Origin of the sequence: Comamonas sp. GCA5, from assembly GCF_036541385.1 — a bacterium.
In the GTDB taxonomy this organism is placed as follows: Bacteria; Pseudomonadota; Gammaproteobacteria; order Burkholderiales; family Burkholderiaceae_C; genus Comamonas; species Comamonas aquatica.
In genome coordinates this window covers 56843-75952 of record NZ_JAZHFR010000005.1, presented here as the reverse complement: position 1 = coordinate 75952, position 19110 = coordinate 56843, and the positions used below count along the sequence as shown (strand labels likewise).

The following is a 19110-nucleotide window of genomic DNA, read 5'->3' as shown; positions in this document are numbered from 1 at the left end:
CGATCATTTCCATGATCAAACCCAGATTAGACCAGCGCGGACCGCTCCTTTTTCCGATCAGGCAAAGATCCGGACGCCCAACCCCACGGCGGCAGCCGCACTGCAGGCCGCCAGCACCCGCACCTGCCGCGGCGCATAGGTCAGCACCAAGGCGACGGCCAGGGCCGCGGGTGTCAGCACCCCCAGCCAGGCGGCCACGGCCACCGAAGTGCCCCAGCGCTGCAAACACACCCACAACGCGGCCAGCAGCAACGCCGTGCCCAGGGCCCGCCAGCCCCAGGTGGCCGAGGCCGGCAGGGCCGCGCCCGGCTGGCTATGGTGGCGCTCCATCGCCTGGCTCAGGGCCGCAAATGCCGGCACCGCCAGCAGTCCTGCCATCCATGCGTTCATGCTTGCTGCTCCGGTGTCGCCAGGCCAGGGGCCACGCTCCGGGCCGCACGCTGCGGCACGGCCGTGCCCTGCAGGCGCAGCCACAGCCGGCGCGCCACCACGGCGTGCAGGGCGGCCAGCGCCAGCATCATCAGGTCAAAGCCTGCGATGCTCCACTGCCCCTGGGGCAGGGTGTGCCACAGCCCGGCCCCACCCGTCCAGGCGTTGAGCAAGGGCAGCAGGGCAAAACCGATGGCCGCCAGCAGCATCTGCTCCAGCCATGCCCGCGCATGCGGGCGCACGGCGGCGTGCAGCAGGCTGGCCGCCCAGGCGATGAAGAAGCAGCTGATCTCTACACTGCTGCGCTCCAGCACGTCCACCGGCACGCAGCGGTTGGCCCAGAAATAGGTCGCCACCGCCACCGACAGGCCCGCCACGGCGGCCACGTTCAACACCTCCACCAGCCGGTGGCCGCGCGGTGTGAAACCCAGCTTGCGGCGCTCGGGCTGGCGCTTGACCACCCACAGCACCAGCCCGGTGGCCGCCATTGCCGTGCCGACCACACCGGACAGGAACAACAGCCAGCGCACCGCGGGATCGGCAAAACGCCCCAGGTGCACGCTGACCATGCTGTTCATCACGGCGCTGACCGCCGACGGTGGGCGCACGGGTTGACCCGCAGTCATGGCCCCGGTCACCCCGTCAAACACTAGGCGTTGCCCCATGCCGCGGTTCAGCAGCAGGCTGTCGCTGCCTTGCGCCCGTAGCTCCACTGTGGCGCGGTCCGTCTGCGGGTGCTGCACGCTGATGCTGCCCACGACCAAGCCCGGGTATTCGGCCTGCGCGGCAGCCAGGATCGGTGCGATGGGCGCCAACGGCGCTGGCGTGCTGCGGGCCTGGCGACCCTCGCCACGCTCGCCATTCGGTGCCCCCATGGGCATGCCGCGGCGCTCGGCATTGAAACGCTGCGGCTGACCGTCGTAGACCGCCTGGGCGCCCCAGGGCATCAGATCGTCATCAGCAGCAGCAAGCCGCTGAAGGTGATGACGATGTGGAACGGCAAGGCCAGCACCGCCGTGGCGTTGTGCGCATCCAGCCAGGAACGCTGGCCCTTGCGTGGCCGGAAGGTGAAGAAGTCCGTGAAGATCTTCTTGTGGGTGATGACGCCGCTGATGATTGCCACCAGCATCACCATGGTGGCGATGCCCACGATCCAGCGCCCCCAAATGCGCGGCATGGCGTACAGCTCGAAGTGGAAGCGGTACAGAAAGCTGCCGCCACGGGTCTCGCGCACCGGCAGCACCTCGCCCGTGCCGGCATCCAGGTGGGCGCGGCGAATGCCTTCGCGGCCGGGCGGAGCCCCTTCGGGGCGCCAGCTCACCTCCACCGCCGTCTGCCGCGCGCTGGGCAGTTGCACGCTCCAGTTGCTGGCACCGGGCGCCAGCGTCTGCAAGGTACTGAACGCCTTCTCGGCCGCCCCCGCCTGGGGCACGGAGGCATGCAGCTCGGGCCGCATCCAGTCATCGATCTCGTCGACAAAGTAGCTCAGGGTGCCGGTGAAGAACACGGCATACAGCAGCCAGCCCAGCAGCAGACCACTCCACGTATGCAGCCAGGACATGGACTGGCGCAGGCCCTCGGCCTTGCCATCCGCCCTCATGGCTGGCCTCCGTACAGCCACCACACCGTGGCCAGCAGCGCCGCAGCGGGCACCGCCAGTCCCAGCCAGGCCCGCGTGGCCGTGGCACAGGCAAACACCCACAGCACCGCCACGGCATAGACCACGAAGGACAGCATGGTGGACAGGGTCACGGCATCGGCCCTGGTCATGCCGGCGCGGTGGGCCACCAAACCCAGGGCCGCGGCACAGGCGGCACTCACCGCATAGCCCCCGCCGACGGCCGCCACCGCGCGCGAAGCGACGGCCCAGCGGTAACGGGCCAACGTAGCCCCGCGAGAGGAGGAAGACACCACATCAGCACGCATGGTGACCTCCGGCCAGCCCCGGCATCCAGAACAAGGCGCGCACGCTTGGCGCACCTGCTATCGGGTGTGATCGCATGATCGACAGCTCCCAGTGTTATTAATGATAATTATTCTTATTTTATTTATTTAATCTGGGACTGCCTGTGGCGCTGGACATGAACCCTGGTTGATTTACCAAAGATTTACGCAAACGCTAGGCACAACGAAAAATCCCCTGACCATTGCTGATCAGGGGATTTGAATTTGGTGGCCTGGGACGGGATCGAACCGCCGACACGCGGATTTTCAATCCGCTGCTCTACCAACTGAGCTACCGGGCCTTTACAACTTCAGAGCAGTCTGTCGTTGTGCCGAAGCCATGATTGTATGCGAACTTTTTGGCCCCAAAATGAAAAACCGGATTTTTTGAAAAACTTATCCGCGGCGGCTGCGCCCCAGGTCCACGCCCAGCTGGCGCAGCTTGCGGTACAGGTGGGTGCGTTCCAAACCGGTCTTCTCTGCCACGCGGGTCATGGAGCCGCCCTCACGCGCCAGGTGGAACTCGAAATACGCTTTTTCAAACCCATCGCGCGCTTCGCGCAAGGGACGGTCCAGGTCGAAGTCCTGGTGGGCACTGGGCATGGCATCCACCGCGCGCAGACCCAGGTGGGGGCGCACCATGGCCTCGCCAGCGCCCACATCGGCCACAGGGGTCACCCCTGCCAACACGCCACCGGCCACCGGCGCTGCGGGCTTGGCGGCGGGTGCACTGGCGTTCTTTGCCAAGCCCTGTTCCACCGCCTTGAGCAGCTTCTGCATGGTGATGGGTTTTTCCAGGAACGACAGCGCACCGATGCGCGTGGCCTCCACGGCCGTGTCGATGGTGGCGTGGCCACTCATCATGATCACAGGCATGGTCAACTGCCCGGATGCGGCCCACTCCTTGAGCAGGGACACGCCATCGGTGTCAGGCATCCAGATATCCAGCAGCACCAGATCGAAGGCGCCTGCATTCCGGGCTGCACGCGCCTGTGTGGCGTTGGCCGCCAACTCAACACTGTGACCTTCATCATTGAGGATCTCCGACAGGAGATCTCGGATGCCCAGTTCGTCGTCCACCACCAGTATGTTTGCCATGGGTTCGAAAAGCTATGTGCTTACAGGTTTCAGGTTCACCGCCTCTCACGGTGCCTCGGTGTTTATGGGGACAAATGATAGCGACACTTGCGCGCCTTTCACCATGCCCCCCTCCAAACGGTTTGTCAAATCAATCCGTGCGCCGTGTTCGTCGGCAATTTTCTTCACCACGGCCAGCCCCAGTCCTGTGCCCCGGACCTTGGTCGTGACATAGGGTTCGAAGGCGCGCTGCAGGATGTGGGGCGCAAAGCCTGTGCCACTGTCGCAGATCGACAGGCGCACGCGTTTGCTGCTTTCTACCCATTGCGTGGAAATTTCCACGGGCACGGGTGCCACCCCCAGGGCCTGCGCCTGCTGCAGCGTCGCATCTTGCGCGTTTTGCAGCAGGTTGTGGATGACTTGGCGCAACTGCTGTGTGTCCCCGGCAATCCAGGGACAGTGTGGATCCAGCTTGGCCTGGACCGACACCTCGGCATTCTCCTCGCCATACAGCTGCAGCAACTCCAGCACCAGCGCGTTCAGGTCCAGGGGCTGCAACTCGGCCGCCGGCAGCCGAGCATAGTCGCGAAACTCGTTGACCAGCCGCAGCATCGCACCCACCTGGTCGACGATGGTCTTCACCGAGCGGTTGAGCAGGGCCTGGTCCGCTGGCTCGAGCTTGTCGTTGAGTTTCAGTGCCAGGCGCTCGGCCGACAGCTGGATGGGCGTGAGCGGGTTCTTGATTTCATGCGCCACGCGACGCGCCACCTCGGCCCAGGCCTTGGAACGTTGGGCCGACACGATTTCCGAAATATCGTCAAACACGATCAGGCGGCGCGACTGCGGCAATTCGGCGCCCCGCACCACCAGTGTCGTCTTGTCGTGCGGCACTTCGCCCCCTTGCGGGTCGGCGTCCTGGTGGAACGGCAGCTCCAGCACCTGCTGCCACCGGTCGCGCCCGGCATCGGCCCCACGGTCCCCCAGGAACAGCGCAAACTGCTCGCGCACCATGTCGGCCATCACCTGCAGGCTGGGCACTTCGTCCAGCCTGCGCCCCATGTACACCGCCATCGGCATGCGCAGGATGCGCGTGGCGCTGGGGTTGATGGACAGCACGTGCCATGCATCGTCCAGCACCAGCACGCCGGACGTCAGGTTGTCCAGAATGGTCTGCAGGTTGGTGCGCGCCGCCTTGACCTCGCCCATGCTCTTGTCGACCGCCATGCGGGCATCCAGCAGCTGCTGCGTCATCAGGGCAAAGGAGCGCGTCAGCCCGCCCAGTTCGTCCTGGGTCTGCAAGGCCATCTTGGGCGTCAGGTCCCCGCGCGCCACATCGCGCACGCCCTGCGCCAGCACCAGCAGCGGCCGCGCCAGCTGATTGCCCAGCAGCACGGCCAGCAGCACCGCGCCAAACACCGCTAGGAACAGGCTCAGCGTCAGCGTGCCGATGTACATGCGCTGCAGCCCCTGCCGGGCCAGGGCGCGCTCCTGGTACTCTCGGTTGGCGTCCTGTACCGCCAGAGCATTGGTCACCAGCGCGCTGGGCAAGGGAATGGAGGCCTGCAGAAAGCGTTGCTCCCCACGGAACTCCCAGCGCAGATTGGTCACCAGCGCGAGGGTTTTGACGTACACCGCCTGCACGTTGTCGCGCGCTTTGGTGGCGGCCACCTCGTCTAGGCCTTCGATGCTGGCCATGGGTTTCAGGCCGGCGCGCAGGCTGCGCAGTTGCTGCGCGCTGGGGCGCTCCGGCGCCAGTTCCAGCAGCGAGGTCCCGGCGCTGGCCACCGCCACGCCCGCGCTGTTCCAGAGGATGACGTCGGTCGCACCCAACTGCTCGCGAATGCGCTCCAGCACCAGGCCCGCCGCGGCATCCGGCACCTGGGTCAGTTGCTGGCTGGCCGAGCGGGTGTTGTTGGCCATGTCGTTGGCGATCGTCTCCAGCGTCACGCTGGCGAGGTTCACCCCGGCGCTCAGCGCCCCTTCCACCTTGACGTCAAACCAGCTCTCGATCGAGCGCGACACAAACTGGTAGGACACCACATAGATCAGCAAACCGGGCACCACGCCCACCAGGGCAAAGATGGCGGCCAGCTTGAACAGCAGGCGGCTGCCGAACTTGCGCTGGCGCCAGCGCACGGCCAGGCGCACGCCCATCCACAGCAGCACCACCAGCAGCGCCGCCGCCACCAGCACATTCAGGCCGAACAACCAGGCGTAATGCCGCTCGTACAGCTCCCGGTTGTTGGTCGCCTGCATCAGCAAGAACAGCAGGATCAGGCCGAGGGCACACATCACGGCACCGGCCACCCCCAGGGCCCAGCGGGTGGATTTGCGGCTCGCGGAAACGGAAGCGTCCATGGAGGACCTCATTGCAAAACGCCCAGGTCCACGCGCTCGGCGTGCGTGACCAGCAGGTTCCAGCCCGAACGGCCCAGGGCCCCGATCTGCAGGGGGCGCGGAAACTGCGAAATATCGATCCGGAAGCGCAGCTGCAGCACGGCCTCGCCCTGGCTGGGCAGCTCGGCCGCCGGGCCGATGTGCCAGCGCACGATGCGCTGCATGGCCTGCAGGGCTTCCTGCAAGCTCTCGAAGGAGCTGGACAGCGCCGCGCCAAAGCCCTGCCCTTCGAACGGCTGGCTGCCGGTGTACAGGCGCCAGCGCCGCGTCAGGGGCTGGTAGCTCAGGCGCATGTAGCGCTGGGCGCTGAGCAGCTCCTGGTCGCTCCAGTACCAGCGCTCGCGCACCATGTTCACCTCGGCCACGAAATGCACGGGAATGCCTTTGAGCAGGGCATCCAGCACCAGCTCGGGCAGCGACCAGGGCAGGCTGGCCGTCAGCAGCAGGCTGCCCCCTTCGCGCTGCAACTGCACGGCCGATGGTGCCGAGGCGCTGGCAGCCGATTCACCCGACTGCGCCCAGGCCGCAGATGCGCAGGCCATGCCCGCCCCGGTGGCCAGCACGGCCAGCGCCAACGCACGGCGCTGCTGCCCGTGCGCAGGCAGGGCGTCAGGCGTGTTTTTGCAGCAGGGCGTAGAAGAAGCCGTCGTGGTCACCCGCGCCATTGTCCGGGAGCTGACCGGCCTGCGCCGGAATTCCCGGAATTAAATGCCCGGGAGACGCCAATAACTGCGCCTGGCTGTTGCGCGCAAGAAACGCTTGAATCTGCGCATCGCCCTCGGCCTTGAAGACCGAACAGGTGCAGTACAGCAGGCGCCCGCCGGCTTGGAGCAGGGGCCACAGCGCATCCAGGATCTGCGCCTGGATGGCTGCCAGTTGCGCCACATCGCTGTCACGACGCAGCCAGCGCACATCGGGGTGGCGGCGCACGATGCCGGAGGCAGTGCACGGCGCATCCAGCAAGATGGCGTCGAACAGCTGGCCACCGTTGGCCTGCTGCCACCACTGCGCGGGCTGGCCTGCATCGGCCACCAGCACCTTGGCATGGTCCTGCAGGCCGGTGCGTTGCAGGGTGTCGTGGATGCGGGCACTGCGCTCGGCATCCACCTCCAGGGCCGTCACCTGCAGGGGCGAGGCCGCCCCGGCGAACTCCAGCAGGTGGGCGGTCTTGCCGCCGGGGGCCGCGCAGGCGTCCAGCACCTGCAAGGGCTGGTCCAGATCCAGGCCCTGCAGCAGCAGCGGGGCCGCCAGCTGCGCCGCACCGTCCTGCACCGACACCACCCCTTCGGCAAACCCCGGCAGGGCCTGCACCGCCTGGGGCTGGGCCAGCTCCACGCCATCGGCGCCGAACACACGGCTATCGATATGTATAGCTGTCAGCGCTTGCTGGTATTGGGCTGGAGTGCTTTTTTGTCGATTCACCCGCAAGCTCATGGGCGCGTGCGCATTGTTGGCCTGCAGGATGCGCTGCCAGTCCTGCGGGTGATCGGCCTTCAAGCGATCAATCCACCATTGCGGATGGTTCCAGCGTGCCACCGGGTCGCCGTCGGTGGCGGCCACCAGGGCATCACGCTCGCGCAGGAAACGGCGCAAGCAGGCATTCAGGAAGCCGGCCTGGCGCTGCAGGCTGCCGCGCTTGGCCGCCTCCACCGTCTGGTTGACCAGGGTGAAGGGCTCGTACGGGGCCTGTGCCGTGTCCCAGGCCAGGGCCAGGGCCGTGCACAGCAGGGCATCCACCTTGGCCGGTGGGGCCTTGGGTGCCAGCTGCTTGCGCAGCGCCTGGGCCCGTCCCAGCTGGCGCAGCACCTGGAACAACAGGGCCTGCACCCCGGGGCGCAAGCGGGCCGGGGCGGCCGCCACCGCGGCAGTGCCCGACTGGCCGGACAGGATCATCTGCAAGCCCTGGGCCACCAGCGCCAGCTGCTGCCACAAGGGAATGGGCGCCGCCGCCTGTGCGGCCGGGGCCGTGTCTGGAAAATTTTTCGCGTCATGCCGTCTGCTGCATCAAAAGCGCAGCGTCTTGTTGAAAGCTGCGGCCAGGCTTCATGCCCAGGATGCGTGCCAGCACCCAGGCCGGGAATTGCCCGATCGCACGGTTGTAATCCTCCACGGCCGCATTGAACTGCGCCGTGCAGTGGCGCTGCACCACCATCAGTTGGCCCCAGTCCTGCGGGCCAGCAGGCGGCGCCTCGGCCCCCTCACCGCCCTGGGGCTCGGGGCACAGCTGCGCATAGGCCTGCCAGGCCACCTGCAGGCTTTGCCAGGCGCTGTCCAGCGCGGCAATCGCCTCGGGCCGCAGCGGGTGCTGGCGCGCCTGCTGCAAGGCCAGCTCCAGCAAATCGGCGCTGGGCAGCAGGGCGTGGCGGGCATGCTGGGCCGAGGCCTCGGCGCCCTCCCCCGCTTCGGCGCGCGCGCATGTGCGCAGCCATTCCAGGGCGAGCACGAACTGTGCATCCAGTGCCGCAAAGGCACTCTTGCAGGTGATGCGCAAGCGCTGCAAGCGCTTCCAGGCGCCCGCCACCCAAAACACGGTGATGGCCAGCGACAGCCATTCCAGCGACAAAATCCACATAGGCGCAGTGTAGCGAGGAGCAATAAAAACGCTCCCTACCCACCCGCAGGCAAGTAGGGAGCGTGGAGCACGGGCCTGGTCTCAGGCCACGCGTCGCTTAGGCAGCGCTGTCTTCGGCGGAAGCCTCGACATCACCGGCCATTTCAGCCGCTTCGGCTTCGGCGATGGCACGGCGCTCGGCGTCGTCCATGGCGTCCTTGGCCTTGCGTGCCTGGTGGTAGGCCAGGCCGGTACCGGCAGGGATCAGGCGACCCACGATCACGTTTTCCTTCAGGCCGCGCAGCTCGTCGCGCTTGCCCATGATCGCCGCTTCGGTCAGCACGCGGGTGGTTTCCTGGAAGGACGCCGCAGAGATGAACGAGTCGGTCGACAGCGAGGCCTTGGTGATACCCAGCAGCACGTTGGAGTACGTGGCAGGGATCTTGCCTTGGGCCTGCAGCGCTTCGTTGGTGTTGAGGATCTCGGAACGCTCCACCTGCTCGCCAGCGATGTAGGTGGACTCGCCGATGTTCTCGACCACCACGCGACGCAGCATCTGGCGAACGATCACCTCGATGTGCTTGTCGTTGATCTTCACGCCCTGCAGACGGTACACGTCCTGCACTTCGTCCACGATGTAGCGCGACAGTTCCTCGATACCCAGCAGGCGCAGGATGTCCTGTGGATCGGCGGGGCCGTCCACGATCAGCTCACCCTTGTTCACCACCTGGCCTTCGTGGACCAGGATGTTGCGCTCCTTGGGCACCAGCTCTTCCCAGACCTTGCCTTCCAGATCGGTGATCTGCAGGCGCACCTTGCCCTTGGTTTCCTTACCGAAGGACACGGTACCGGTCATCTCGGCCAGCGTGCCCTTGTCCTTGGGCGTACGGGCTTCGAACAGCTCGGCCACACGGGGCAGACCACCGGTAATGTCGCGGGTCTTCTGACCTTCGACGGGGATACGGGCCAGCACTTCGCCGGGGCCCACGTCCTGGCCGTCGCGCACCTGGATCAGCGCGCCCACCTGGAAGCCGATCGTCACCGAGTGGTCGGTGCCGGGGATCTTGACTTCCTGGTTGTTGGCGTCGATCAGCTTGACCTGGGGACGCACCACCTTGGCAGAACCACGGCGCTTGGGGTCGATCACGACCAGGGTCGACAGACCGGTCACATCGTCCACCTGCTTGGCCACGGTCAGGCCTTCTTCCACGTTCTCGAATTTCACCTGGCCGGCGTATTCGGTAATGATGGGGCGGGTCAGCGGATCCCAGTTCGCCAGGATCGTGCCGGCCTTGATGGCCTGGTCGGCCTTGATCGTCAGGATGGCGCCATAAGGCACCTTGTGGCGCTCACGCTCGCGACCGTTGTCGCTGATGACGATTTCGCCGGAGCGGGAAATCACCACCAGTTCACCCTTGGTGTTGGTCACATAGCGCATCGTGGCGTTGAAGCCGATCGTGCCGTTGGACTTGGCTTCCACACTCGAGGCGATGGCAGCGCGCGACGCGGCACCACCGATGTGGAAGGTACGCATGGTCAGCTGGGTACCGGGTTCACCGATGGACTGCGCAGCGATCACACCCACGGCTTCGCCCAGGTTCACCATGCCGCCGCGACCCAGGTCACGGCCGTAGCAGGTGGCGCACAGGCCGTAGCGGGTTTCGCAGGTCAGCGCGGTGCGCACCTTGATCTCGTCCACGCCCTGGGCTTCCAGCTCTTCGATCAGGTCTTCGTTGAGCAGGGTGCCGGCAGGCAGCAGCACGGAACGGTTCTCGGGGTGCAGCACGTCTTCGGCGGTCGAGCGGCCCAGCACGCGGTCGCGCAGGGATTCGATCACTTCACCGCCTTCGACGATGGCGCGCATCAGATAGCCGTTGGAGGTGCCGCAGTCCTGTTCGGTCACGACCAGGTCTTGCGTGACGTCCACCAGACGACGCGTCAGGTAACCCGAGTTCGCGGTCTTCAACGCCGTGTCGGCCAGACCCTTACGGGCACCGTGGGTCGAGATGAAGTACTGCAGAACGTTCAGGCCTTCGCGGAAGTTCGCGGTGATGGGTGTCTCGATGATCGAGCCATCGGGCTTGGCCATCAGGCCACGCATACCGGCCAGCTGACGGATCTGCGCTGCAGAACCCCGGGCGCCGGAGTCGGCCATCATGTAGATGGCGTTGAACGACTCCTGGTCCACTTCGTGGCCGTGGCGGTCGATGGTCTTCTGGACCTTGAGCTGGTCCATCATCACCTTGGACACGTCGTCACCGGCCTTGCCCCAGATGTCCACCACCTTGTTGTAGCGCTCGCCGGAGGTCACCAGACCCGAGACGTACTGCTGCTCGATTTCCTTCACTTCGGACTCGGCGCGGGCCAGGATCTCGGCCTTTTGCGGAGGCACCAGCATGTCGTCGATGGACACCGAGAAGCCGGCGTGCGTCGACAGGCGGAAGCCGTTTTGCAGCAGCTTGTCGGCGAACACCACGGTGGCCTTCAGACCGCACTTGCGGAAGGAGGAGTTGATCAGCTTGGAGATCTCCTTCTTCTTCAGCGCCTTGTTCATGTGGCTGAACGGCAGGCCCTTGGGCAGGATCTCGGACAGCAGGGCGCGACCCACGGTGGTTTCCACCAGGCTCAGGCTCTTGACGAATTCGCCGCTTTCCTTGTCCTTGGTCCACTCGGGCAGGCGCACGCTGATCTTGGCGTGCAGCTCGACTTCACCAGCGTCCAGGGCGCGTTGCACTTCGTTGGTGTCCACGAACACCATGCCTTCGCCCTTGCCGTTGATCTTGTCGCGGGTCGCATGGTACAGACCCAGCACCACGTCCTGCGAAGGCACGATGGAGGGTTCGCCCGACGCGGGGAACAGCACGTTGTTGGAGGCCAGCATCAGCGTGCGGGCTTCCATCTGCGCTTCCACGGACAGGGGCACGTGCACAGCCATCTGGTCACCGTCGAAGTCGGCGTTGAAGGCCGCGCAAACGAGGGGGTGCAGCTGGATGGCCTTGCCTTCGATCAGGATGGGCTCGAACGCCTGGATGCCCAAACGGTGCAGCGTAGGCGCACGGTTCAGCATCACGGGGTGTTCCTTGATGACCTCTTCCAGGATGTCCCAGACCACGGGCGTGCCGGATTCGACTTCCTTCTTCGCGGCCTTGATGGTCGTGGCGATGCCCATGGCCTCGAGGCGCGAGAAGATGAAGGGCTTGAACAGCTCCAGGGCCATCAGCTTGGGCAGACCGCACTGGTGCAGCTTGAGGTAAGGACCCACGGTGATCACGGAACGACCGGAGTAGTCCACGCGCTTGCCCAGCAAGTTCTGGCGGAAACGACCGCTCTTGCCCTTGATCATGTCGGCCAGCGACTTCAGGGCACGCTTGTTGGCGCCCGTCATGGCCTTGCCACGGCGGCCGTTGTCCAGCAGCGAGTCCACGGCTTCCTGCAGCATGCGCTTTTCGTTGCGCGCGATGATTTCAGGGGCCTTCAGCTCCAGCAGGCGACGCAGACGCGAGTTGCGGTTGATGACGCGGCGGTACAGGTCGTTCAGGTCGGAGGTCGCGAAGCGGCCGCCGTCCAGGGGCACCAGGGGACGCAGGTCCGGTGGCAGCACGGGCAGCACTTCCAGCACCATCCACTCGGGCTTGATGCCGGACTTCTTGAACGCTTCCAGCAGCTTCAGGCGCTTGGCGTTCTTCTTGACCTTGACTTCGGAGCCGGTCAGGTCACCACGCAGGCGCTCGATCTCGCTGTCGATGTCGATGGATTCCAGCAGGTCCTTGATACCTTCGGCGCCCATCTTGGCCGTGAATTCGTCGTAGCCGAACTCTTGCTGCTTGGCGTCGTAGTCGTCCTCGGACATGATGCTGAACTTCTTCAGCGGGGTCATGCCGGGGTCGGTCACCACGTATGCTTCAAAGTACAGCACGCGTTCGATGTCGCGCAGCGTCATGTCCAGCACCAGGCCCAGACGCGAAGGCAGCGACTTCAGGAACCAGATGTGGGCGCAAGGCGCGGCCAGGTCGATGTGACCCATGCGTTCGCGACGCACCTTGGTCTGGGTGACTTCCACGCCGCACTTTTCGCAGATCACACCACGGTGCTTCAGGCGCTTGTACTTGCCGCACAGGCATTCGTAGTCCTTGATGGGACCAAAAATCTTGGCGCAGAACAGGCCGTCGCGCTCGGGCTTGAACGTACGGTAGTTGATGGTCTCGGGCTTCTTCACCTCACCGAAAGACCAGGAACGAATTTTCTCGGGCGAAGCCATGCCGATCTTGATGGCATCGAAATGCTCATCCGGCGTGAATTGCTTGAACAGGTCGAGTAGCGATTTCATGTAACTCTTTCCCTTTTCACAAAATTTATAGCTGCCAGCGCTTGGAGTGCAAGGATTTCAATATCAAAACCCTTGCAAACTCTTGATCAACAAGCGCTAGACGCTCACTTTCTTTAAGGCCTTAAGTACGTTCGAGTTCGATGTCCAGGCCCAGGGAACGAATTTCCTTGACCAGCACGTTGAACGATTCGGGCATACCGGCTTCGATCGCATGTTCGCCCTTCACGATGGATTCGTACACCTTGGTACGGCCCACCACGTCGTCGGACTTCACCGTCAGCATTTCCTGCAGCACGTAGGCGGCGCCGTAAGCTTCCAGCGCCCACACTTCCATTTCACCGAAACGCTGACCACCGAACTGGGCCTTACCGCCCAGAGGCTGTTGCGTCACCAGCGAGTAAGGACCGGTGGAGCGGGCGTGCATCTTGTCGTCGACCAAGTGGTGCAGCTTCAGGTAGTGCATGTAGCCGATGGTCGTGGGACGCTCGAACTGCTCGCCGGTGCGGCCATCGAACAGGTAGGCCTGGGTACGGGTCTCGGTCAGGCCCTTGCGTGCCTTCAGATCGTCCGGATACGCCAGCTTCAGCATGTCCTTGATTTCCTGCTCGGAAGCTCCGTCGAACACGGGGGTCGCGAACGGCACACCGGTCTTCAGGTTTTCGGCCATGTTCAGCACTTCGGCATCGCTCAGCTGCGACAGGTCTTCCTTGCGGCCACGCGAGTTGTAGACTTCTTCCAGGAAGGCGCGCACTTCGACCACAGCAGCCTCGTCACGCAGCATGTCGCCGATGCGCTGGCCCAGGCCCTTGCCGGCCCAGCCCAAGTGCACTTCCAGCACCTGACCGATGTTCATACGCGAAGGCACGCCCAGCGGGTTCAGCACGATGTCGGCGGTGGTGCCGTCGGCCAGGTAAGGCATGTCTTCGACCGGAACGATCTTGGAAACCACACCCTTGTTACCGTGGCGGCCGGCCATCTTGTCACCAGGCTGCAGGCGGCGCTTGACGGCCAGGTAGACCTTGACCATCTTCAGCACGCCAGCAGGCAGCTCGTCGCCCTGGGTCAACTTCTTGCGCTTCTCTTCGAAGGCCAGGTCGAACTCGTGGCGGGTCTGCTCCAGGGAGTTCTTGATGGACTCCAGTTGGGCGGCCAGTTCGTCTTCCGCAGGACGGATGTCGAACCAGTGGAACTTCTCCACGCTGTCCAGGTAGGCCTTGTCCAGCTTGGCACCCTTGGCCAGCTTGTTGGGGCCACCATTGGCGGTGCGGCCGATCAGCAGCTTCTCGATACGGTCGAAGGCGTCGGCCTCGACGATGCGCAGCTGGTCGTTCAGGTCCAGGCGGAAGCGCTTGAGCTCATCATCAATGATCTGCTGGGCGCGCTTGTCACGCTGGATGCCTTCACGGGTGAAAACCTGCACGTCGATCACGGTGCCGGACGAACCCTGGTCCACACGCAGCGAGGTGTCCTTCACGTCGGACGCCTTCTCGCCGAAGATGGCGCGCAGCAGCTTCTCTTCGGGCGTCAGCGTGGTTTCGCCCTTGGGCGTGACTTTGCCGACCAGCGTGTCGCCAGGCTGCACTTCGGCGCCGACGTAGATGATGCCGGACTCGTCCAGACGGTTCAGCTGCTGTTCCGACAGGTTCGGAATGTCGCGCGTGATTTCTTCGGCGCCCAGCTTGGTGTCACGGGCCATGACCACCAGTTCCTCGATGTGGATCGAGGTGTAGCGGTCTTCGGCCACCACACGTTCGGAGATCAGGATCGAGTCTTCGAAGTTGTAGCCGTTCCAGGGCATGAAGGCGATCAGCATGTTCTGACCAATGGCGATTTCGCCCAGGTCGGTCGATGCACCGTCGGCAATCACGTCACCCTTGGCCAGCACATCGCCGCGCTTGACCACGGGACGCTGGTGGATGTTGGTGTTCTGGTTGGAACGCTGGTACTTGATCAGGTTGTAGATGTCCACACCAACTTCACCGGCCACGGCTTCCGCGTCGTTCACGCGGATCACGATGCGGGTCGCATCCACGTAGTCAACGGTGCCGCCACGGCGGGCTGTCACCACGGTGCCGGAGTCGACCGCGGCCACGCGCTCGATACCGGTACCCACCATGGGCTTTTCGGGACGCAGCACAGGCACGGCCTGGCGCGACATGTTGGCACCCATCAACGCGCGGTTCGCGTCGTCGTGTTCCAGGAACGGAATCAGCGAGGCAGCCACCGACACGATCTGTGCGGGCGACACGTCCATGTACTGCACGCGCTCGGGCGACAGCAGGGTCGATTCACCCTTTTCACGCGCCGACACCAGCTCGCCCACCAGACGGCCTTCGGCGTCCAGCTCGGCGTTGGCCTGGGCGATGATGTACTTGCCTTCTTCGATGGCCGACAGGTAGTCGATTTCCATCGTGACCTTGCCATCCACCACACGGCGGTACGGAGTTTCGATGAAACCGTACTCGTTCAAGCGGGCGTACAGGGCCAGGGAGTTGATCAGACCAATGTTCGGACCTTCAGGCGTTTCGATCGGGCAGACGCGACCGTAGTGGGTCACGTGCACGTCACGCACTTCGAAGCCGGCACGTTCGCGGGTCAGACCACCTGGGCCCAGGGCGGAAACACGGCGCTTGTGCGTGATTTCGGCCAGGGGGTTGGTCTGGTCCATGAACTGCGACAGCTGCGAGGCACCGAAGAACTCCTTCAGGGCCGCAGAGATGGGCTTGGAGTTGATCAGGTCGTGGGGCATCAGCGGCTCTTGCTCGGCCTGACCCAGACGCTCCTTCACAGCCTTTTCGATACGTGCCAGGCCGGTGCGGTACTGGTTTTCGGCCAGTTCGCCCACGCAACGCACGCGGCGGTTGCCCAGGTGGTCGATGTCGTCGACTTCGCCCTTGCCGTTGCGCAGGTCCACCAGCAGCTTGACCACGGCCAAGATGTCTTCGTTGGACAGCACCATGGCGCCGGTCGCACCGTCGCGGCCCACGCGGGCGTTGAACTTCATGCGGCCCACGCGCGACAGGTCGTAGGTGTCAGCGTTGTAGAACAGGCGGTGGAACAGGGCCTGCACGGCGTCCTCGGTCGGAGGCTCGCCAGGGCGCATCATGCGGTAGATGGCGACGCGGGCGGCGAACTCGTCCACGGTTTCGTCGGTGCGCAGGGTCTGCGAGATGTAGGCGCCCTGGTCCAGTTCGTTCGTGTAGATGCACTGCACGTCCTGGATGCCGGCGCTGCGCAGCTTCTTCAGCAGCGCTTCGGTCAGCTCTTCATTGGCCTTGGCGATGATTTCACCGGTGTCAGGGTCAATGATGTTCTTGGCCAGCACACGACCGATCAGGAAGTCTTCCGGCACGCTGACGTACTTGGTGCCGGACTGTTCCAGTTCACGGGTGTGGCGCGCGGTGATGCGCTTGTCCTTGGCGACCACGACCTTGCCCGACTTGTCGGTGATGTCGAAACGCGCCACTTCGCCGCGCAGACGGTCGGCCACAAATTCCATTTGTGCGCCGCTGTCCATCAGACGGAAGTTGTCGTTGACGAAGAAGTGCGCCAGGATCTGCTCGGGGTTCATGCCGATGGCCTTCAGCAGGATCGACACAGGCATCTTGCGGCGACGGTCAACGCGGAAGTACAGCAGGTCCTTGGGGTCGAACTCGAAGTCCAGCCAGGAGCCGCGGTAAGGAATGATGCGCGCCGAGAACAGCAGCTTGCCGGAGCTGTGGGTCTTGCCCTTGTCGTGTTCGAAGAACACGCCAGGCGAGCGGTGCAGCTGGGACACGATCACGCGTTCCGTGCCGTTGATGATGAACGAGCCCTTGTCGGTCATCAGGGGCACTTCGCCCATGTAGACCTCTTGCTCCTTCACTTCCTTGACCACCTTGGACTGGGCCGTGGAGGACTCGCGGTCGTAAATGATCAGTTGCACCTTGGCACGCACGGCCGAGGCGAAGGTCAGACCACGGGTCTGGCACTCACGCACGTCGAACGCAGGCTTGGCCAGGTTGTATTCAACAAACTTCATCTCCACAAAACCGTTGTGGGAGACGATGGGGAATGCCGATTCAAAGGCCGCTTGCAGGCCTTCCATCGTACGTTTCTTGGGGGCTACGTCTGCTTGCAGGAATGCGGTATAGGCATCTTTTTGCATCTGCAGCAGGTAAGGCACTTCGAGCACGCTGTCGCGGCTGCCGAAACTCTTGCGAATTCGCTTGCGTTCGGTGTAAGAATAGGCCATGAGATCTCCGGGCAAAGACATGAGTCCTGGGTCTGCGACGACACTGTCCAGCAAAAAGTCACACACTTTCACTGGCTTGGCGGTTGGCCACTACCAACCATGGCTGACGGCGATGCATTGCACATCGCCCGAACCAAGGCATCTTCTGCTGTCGGGTTGTCAGAAGACACTAGAAAAACTGTCAGCAACAGGCTTTCTGGTGTGCTCTTAAATACCTTATCCACAAGCACCAAAGGCTGGAGTGCCTTTTCAGACACTCCAGCCCCAGGAATGGACTGAATTACTTCAGTTCAGCCTTAGCACCAGCTTCGGTCAGCTTCTTCACAGCAGCTTCAGCGTCAGCCTTAGGAGCGGCTTCCTTCACGACCTTGGGAGCGCCGTCCACCAGGTCCTTGGCTTCCTTCAGACCCAGACCGGTGATTTCGCGCACGGCCTTGATCACGGCAACCTTGTTGGAACCGGCTTCAGCCAGCACCACGTTGAACTCGGTCTTTTCTTCAGCAGCGGCAGCACCACCGGCAGCAGCGCCACCAGCAGCAGGAGCGGCCATAGCGGCAGCGCTCACGCCAAACTTCTCTTCAATGGCCTTGACCAGGTCGTTCAGTTCCAGAACAGTCATGCTGTCCAGGGCGGTCAAGAATGCGTCTTTATCGAATGCCATGTTAATTTCCTAACAATTTGTTGGTTGTTTGTTGCCGCAATTAAGCTGCAGCGGCTTCTTCGGCAGCAGGTTGCTCTGCGCCTTCGCTCTTCTTTGCGGCCAGCGCGCCCAGCACCACGGCTGTACGCGACATAGGCGACATGAGCAAGCCACACACTTGGGCCAGCAAAACTTCCTTCGAGGGGATGTTTGCCAGCTGCTTCACGCCGTTCACGTCCAGGGCCTTGCCCGAAAACGCGCCACCGCGAATCACCAACTTGTCGTTGGTCTTCGCGAAGTCGGCCACCACCTTGGCGGCAGCCACTGCGTCTTCAGAGAAGCCATAGATCAGGGGACCAGTCATCTGGTCAGCCACCACTTCAAACGCGCTACCAGCCACAGCACGGCGTGCCAGGGTGTTCTTCAACACGCTCAGGCTCACACCCTTGCTGCGTGCATCGGAACGCAGTTTGGTCATGTCGGCGACCGTGATGCCACGGTATTCCGCGATCACAAGCGTTTGAGCTTTAGCGGCGAGGCTGGTCACTTCATTGATGACCGCTTCTTTCTCACTGCGATTCAGACTCAAGGTCTACTCCTTCAAATGCGCATACCCGGTTGCCCCGGTACGCGCGCTCTTGTTGCAGCGACCAACTGTTAGAGGGACATTCATCCATCTGCAGCGGGATCGCCATCTGCGCTGGAAGTATTAAGTGGCAAGCCACGCCAGCGGTCTTGGATGACCTACGCCGCTGTAAACAGCGCGTAGCCCACCACATCGGCTCGCTATTTCTAGCAAGCCGAATATTCTAGCAATTAAGCTGCGATGGATTGCGTGTCGACGCGAACACCCACACCCATGGTGGAGGAAACCGCCACCTTGCGCAGGTACAGACCCTTGCTGGAAGCAGGCTTGGCCTTGTTCAAGGCATCGATCAGAGCAGCCAGGTTGCCTTGCAGCTTGTCATTGTCGAACGAGCGACGACCAATGGTCGAGTGGATGATACCGGCCTTGTCGACGCGGAACTGCACTTGACCTGCCTTAGCGTTCTTCACGGCCGTGGCAACATCAGGAGTCACAGTACCCACCTTGGGGTTGGGCATCAGGCCACGGGGACCCAGGATCTGGCCCAGCTGACCCACGATACGCATGGCATCGGGCGCAGCGATCACGATGTCAAAGGGCATGTCACCAGCCTTGACCATGGCAGCCAGGTCGTCCATGCCAACCACATCCGCACCAGCGGCCTTGGCTTCTTCAGCCTTGGCGCCCTGGGCAAACACGGCCACGCGGGTGGTCTTGCCAGTACCGTGAGGCAACACCACAGCGCCGCGCACCACTTGGTCCGACTTCTTGGCATCCACGCCCAGCTGCACGGCCACGTCGATGGATTCGTCGAACTTGGCAGTTGCAGCATCCTTCACCAGCGCCACGGCGTCAGCAAAGGCGTACAGCTTGGTGGAGTCCACCTTGCCTGCAGGGCTTTTTGCTTCTTGGTCAACTTGGCCAT

Annotated in this window: 13 protein-coding genes, 1 tRNA gene and 1 pseudogene; all 15 read right to left on the bottom strand. The window is 63.6% G+C overall.

The window, feature by feature from the left end:
* Nucleotides 1-57 precede the first annotated feature (57 nt).
* The 15 genes and pseudogenes from SJH88_RS02410 to rplA all read right to left on the bottom strand — a co-directional run bounded on the left by SJH88_RS02410 (nt 58) and on the right by rplA (nt 19110).
* Nucleotides 58-390 carry a DUF3325 domain-containing protein gene (locus SJH88_RS02410; RefSeq protein ID WP_274753508.1) on the bottom strand — a complete coding sequence of 111 codons (333 nt, stop codon included), beginning with the start codon at nt 388-390 and terminating at the stop codon, nt 58-60.
* Complete coding sequence (locus tag SJH88_RS02405) at nt 387-1376, bottom strand: PepSY-associated TM helix domain-containing protein (RefSeq protein ID WP_274753507.1); 990 nt, start codon at nt 1374-1376, stop codon at nt 387-389. The genes SJH88_RS02410 and SJH88_RS02405 overlap by 4 nt, the downstream gene beginning before the upstream one ends.
* Nucleotides 1376-2029, bottom strand: coding sequence for a PepSY-associated TM helix domain-containing protein (locus SJH88_RS02400; protein ID WP_274753506.1), 654 nt, complete (start codon nt 2027-2029; stop codon nt 1376-1378). Before SJH88_RS02400 ends, SJH88_RS02405 begins: the two co-directional genes overlap by 1 nt.
* Nucleotides 2026-2355, bottom strand: coding sequence for a DUF3649 domain-containing protein (locus tag SJH88_RS02395; protein ID WP_420921710.1), 330 nt, complete (start codon nt 2353-2355; stop codon nt 2026-2028). Before SJH88_RS02395 ends, SJH88_RS02400 begins: the two co-directional genes overlap by 4 nt.
* A 244-nt stretch (nt 2356-2599) precedes the next feature.
* Nucleotides 2600-2675, bottom strand: a tRNA-Phe gene (locus SJH88_RS02390).
* Nucleotides 2676-2769: 94 nt separating this feature from the next.
* On the bottom strand, nt 2770-3471 hold the full coding sequence (locus tag SJH88_RS02385; protein ID WP_042413773.1) for a response regulator: 702 nt from the start codon (nt 3469-3471) through the stop codon (nt 2770-2772).
* Between the two features lie 45 nt (nt 3472-3516).
* The gene (locus tag SJH88_RS02380) at nt 3517-5808 is read right to left on the bottom strand and encodes a sensor histidine kinase (RefSeq protein ID WP_274753504.1); all 2292 of its coding nucleotides are present in this window, start codon (nt 5806-5808) and stop codon (nt 3517-3519) included.
* 8 nt (nt 5809-5816) lie between these two features.
* Nucleotides 5817-6503: a DUF4390 domain-containing protein gene (locus SJH88_RS02375; protein WP_274753503.1), complete on the bottom strand. Its 687-nt coding sequence runs from the start codon at nt 6501-6503 to the stop codon at nt 5817-5819.
* On the bottom strand, nt 6457-7785 hold the full coding sequence (rsmB, locus tag SJH88_RS02370) for a 16S rRNA (cytosine(967)-C(5))-methyltransferase RsmB (protein ID WP_420921711.1): 1329 nt from the start codon (nt 7783-7785) through the stop codon (nt 6457-6459). Before rsmB ends, SJH88_RS02375 begins: the two co-directional genes overlap by 47 nt.
* A gap of 49 nt (nt 7786-7834) precedes the next feature.
* Entirely contained in the window at nt 7835-8419 is a 585-nt protein-coding gene (locus SJH88_RS02365) for a LemA protein (RefSeq protein WP_274753502.1), read from the bottom strand.
* A gap of 97 nt (nt 8420-8516) precedes the next feature.
* A complete protein-coding gene (gene rpoC / locus SJH88_RS02360; protein WP_210930018.1) occupies nt 8517-12725 on the bottom strand; it encodes a DNA-directed RNA polymerase subunit beta' in 4209 nt (1402 codons plus the stop codon).
* Nucleotides 12726-12846: 121 nt separating this feature from the next.
* Nucleotides 12847-16959 carry a DNA-directed RNA polymerase subunit beta gene (gene rpoB / locus SJH88_RS02355; RefSeq protein WP_274753501.1) on the bottom strand — a complete coding sequence of 1371 codons (4113 nt, stop codon included), beginning with the start codon at nt 16957-16959 and terminating at the stop codon, nt 12847-12849.
* A 280-nt stretch (nt 16960-17239) separates the two neighbouring features.
* Complete coding sequence (gene rplL, locus SJH88_RS02350) at nt 17240-17620, bottom strand: 50S ribosomal protein L7/L12 (RefSeq protein WP_234687448.1); 381 nt, start codon at nt 17618-17620, stop codon at nt 17240-17242.
* 40 nt (nt 17621-17660) lie between these two features.
* The gene (rplJ, locus tag SJH88_RS02345) at nt 17661-18188 is read right to left on the bottom strand and encodes a 50S ribosomal protein L10 (protein ID WP_042413794.1); all 528 of its coding nucleotides are present in this window, start codon (nt 18186-18188) and stop codon (nt 17661-17663) included.
* Between the two features lie 227 nt (nt 18189-18415).
* Nucleotides 18416-19110, bottom strand: a pseudogene (gene rplA, locus SJH88_RS02340) (50S ribosomal protein L1).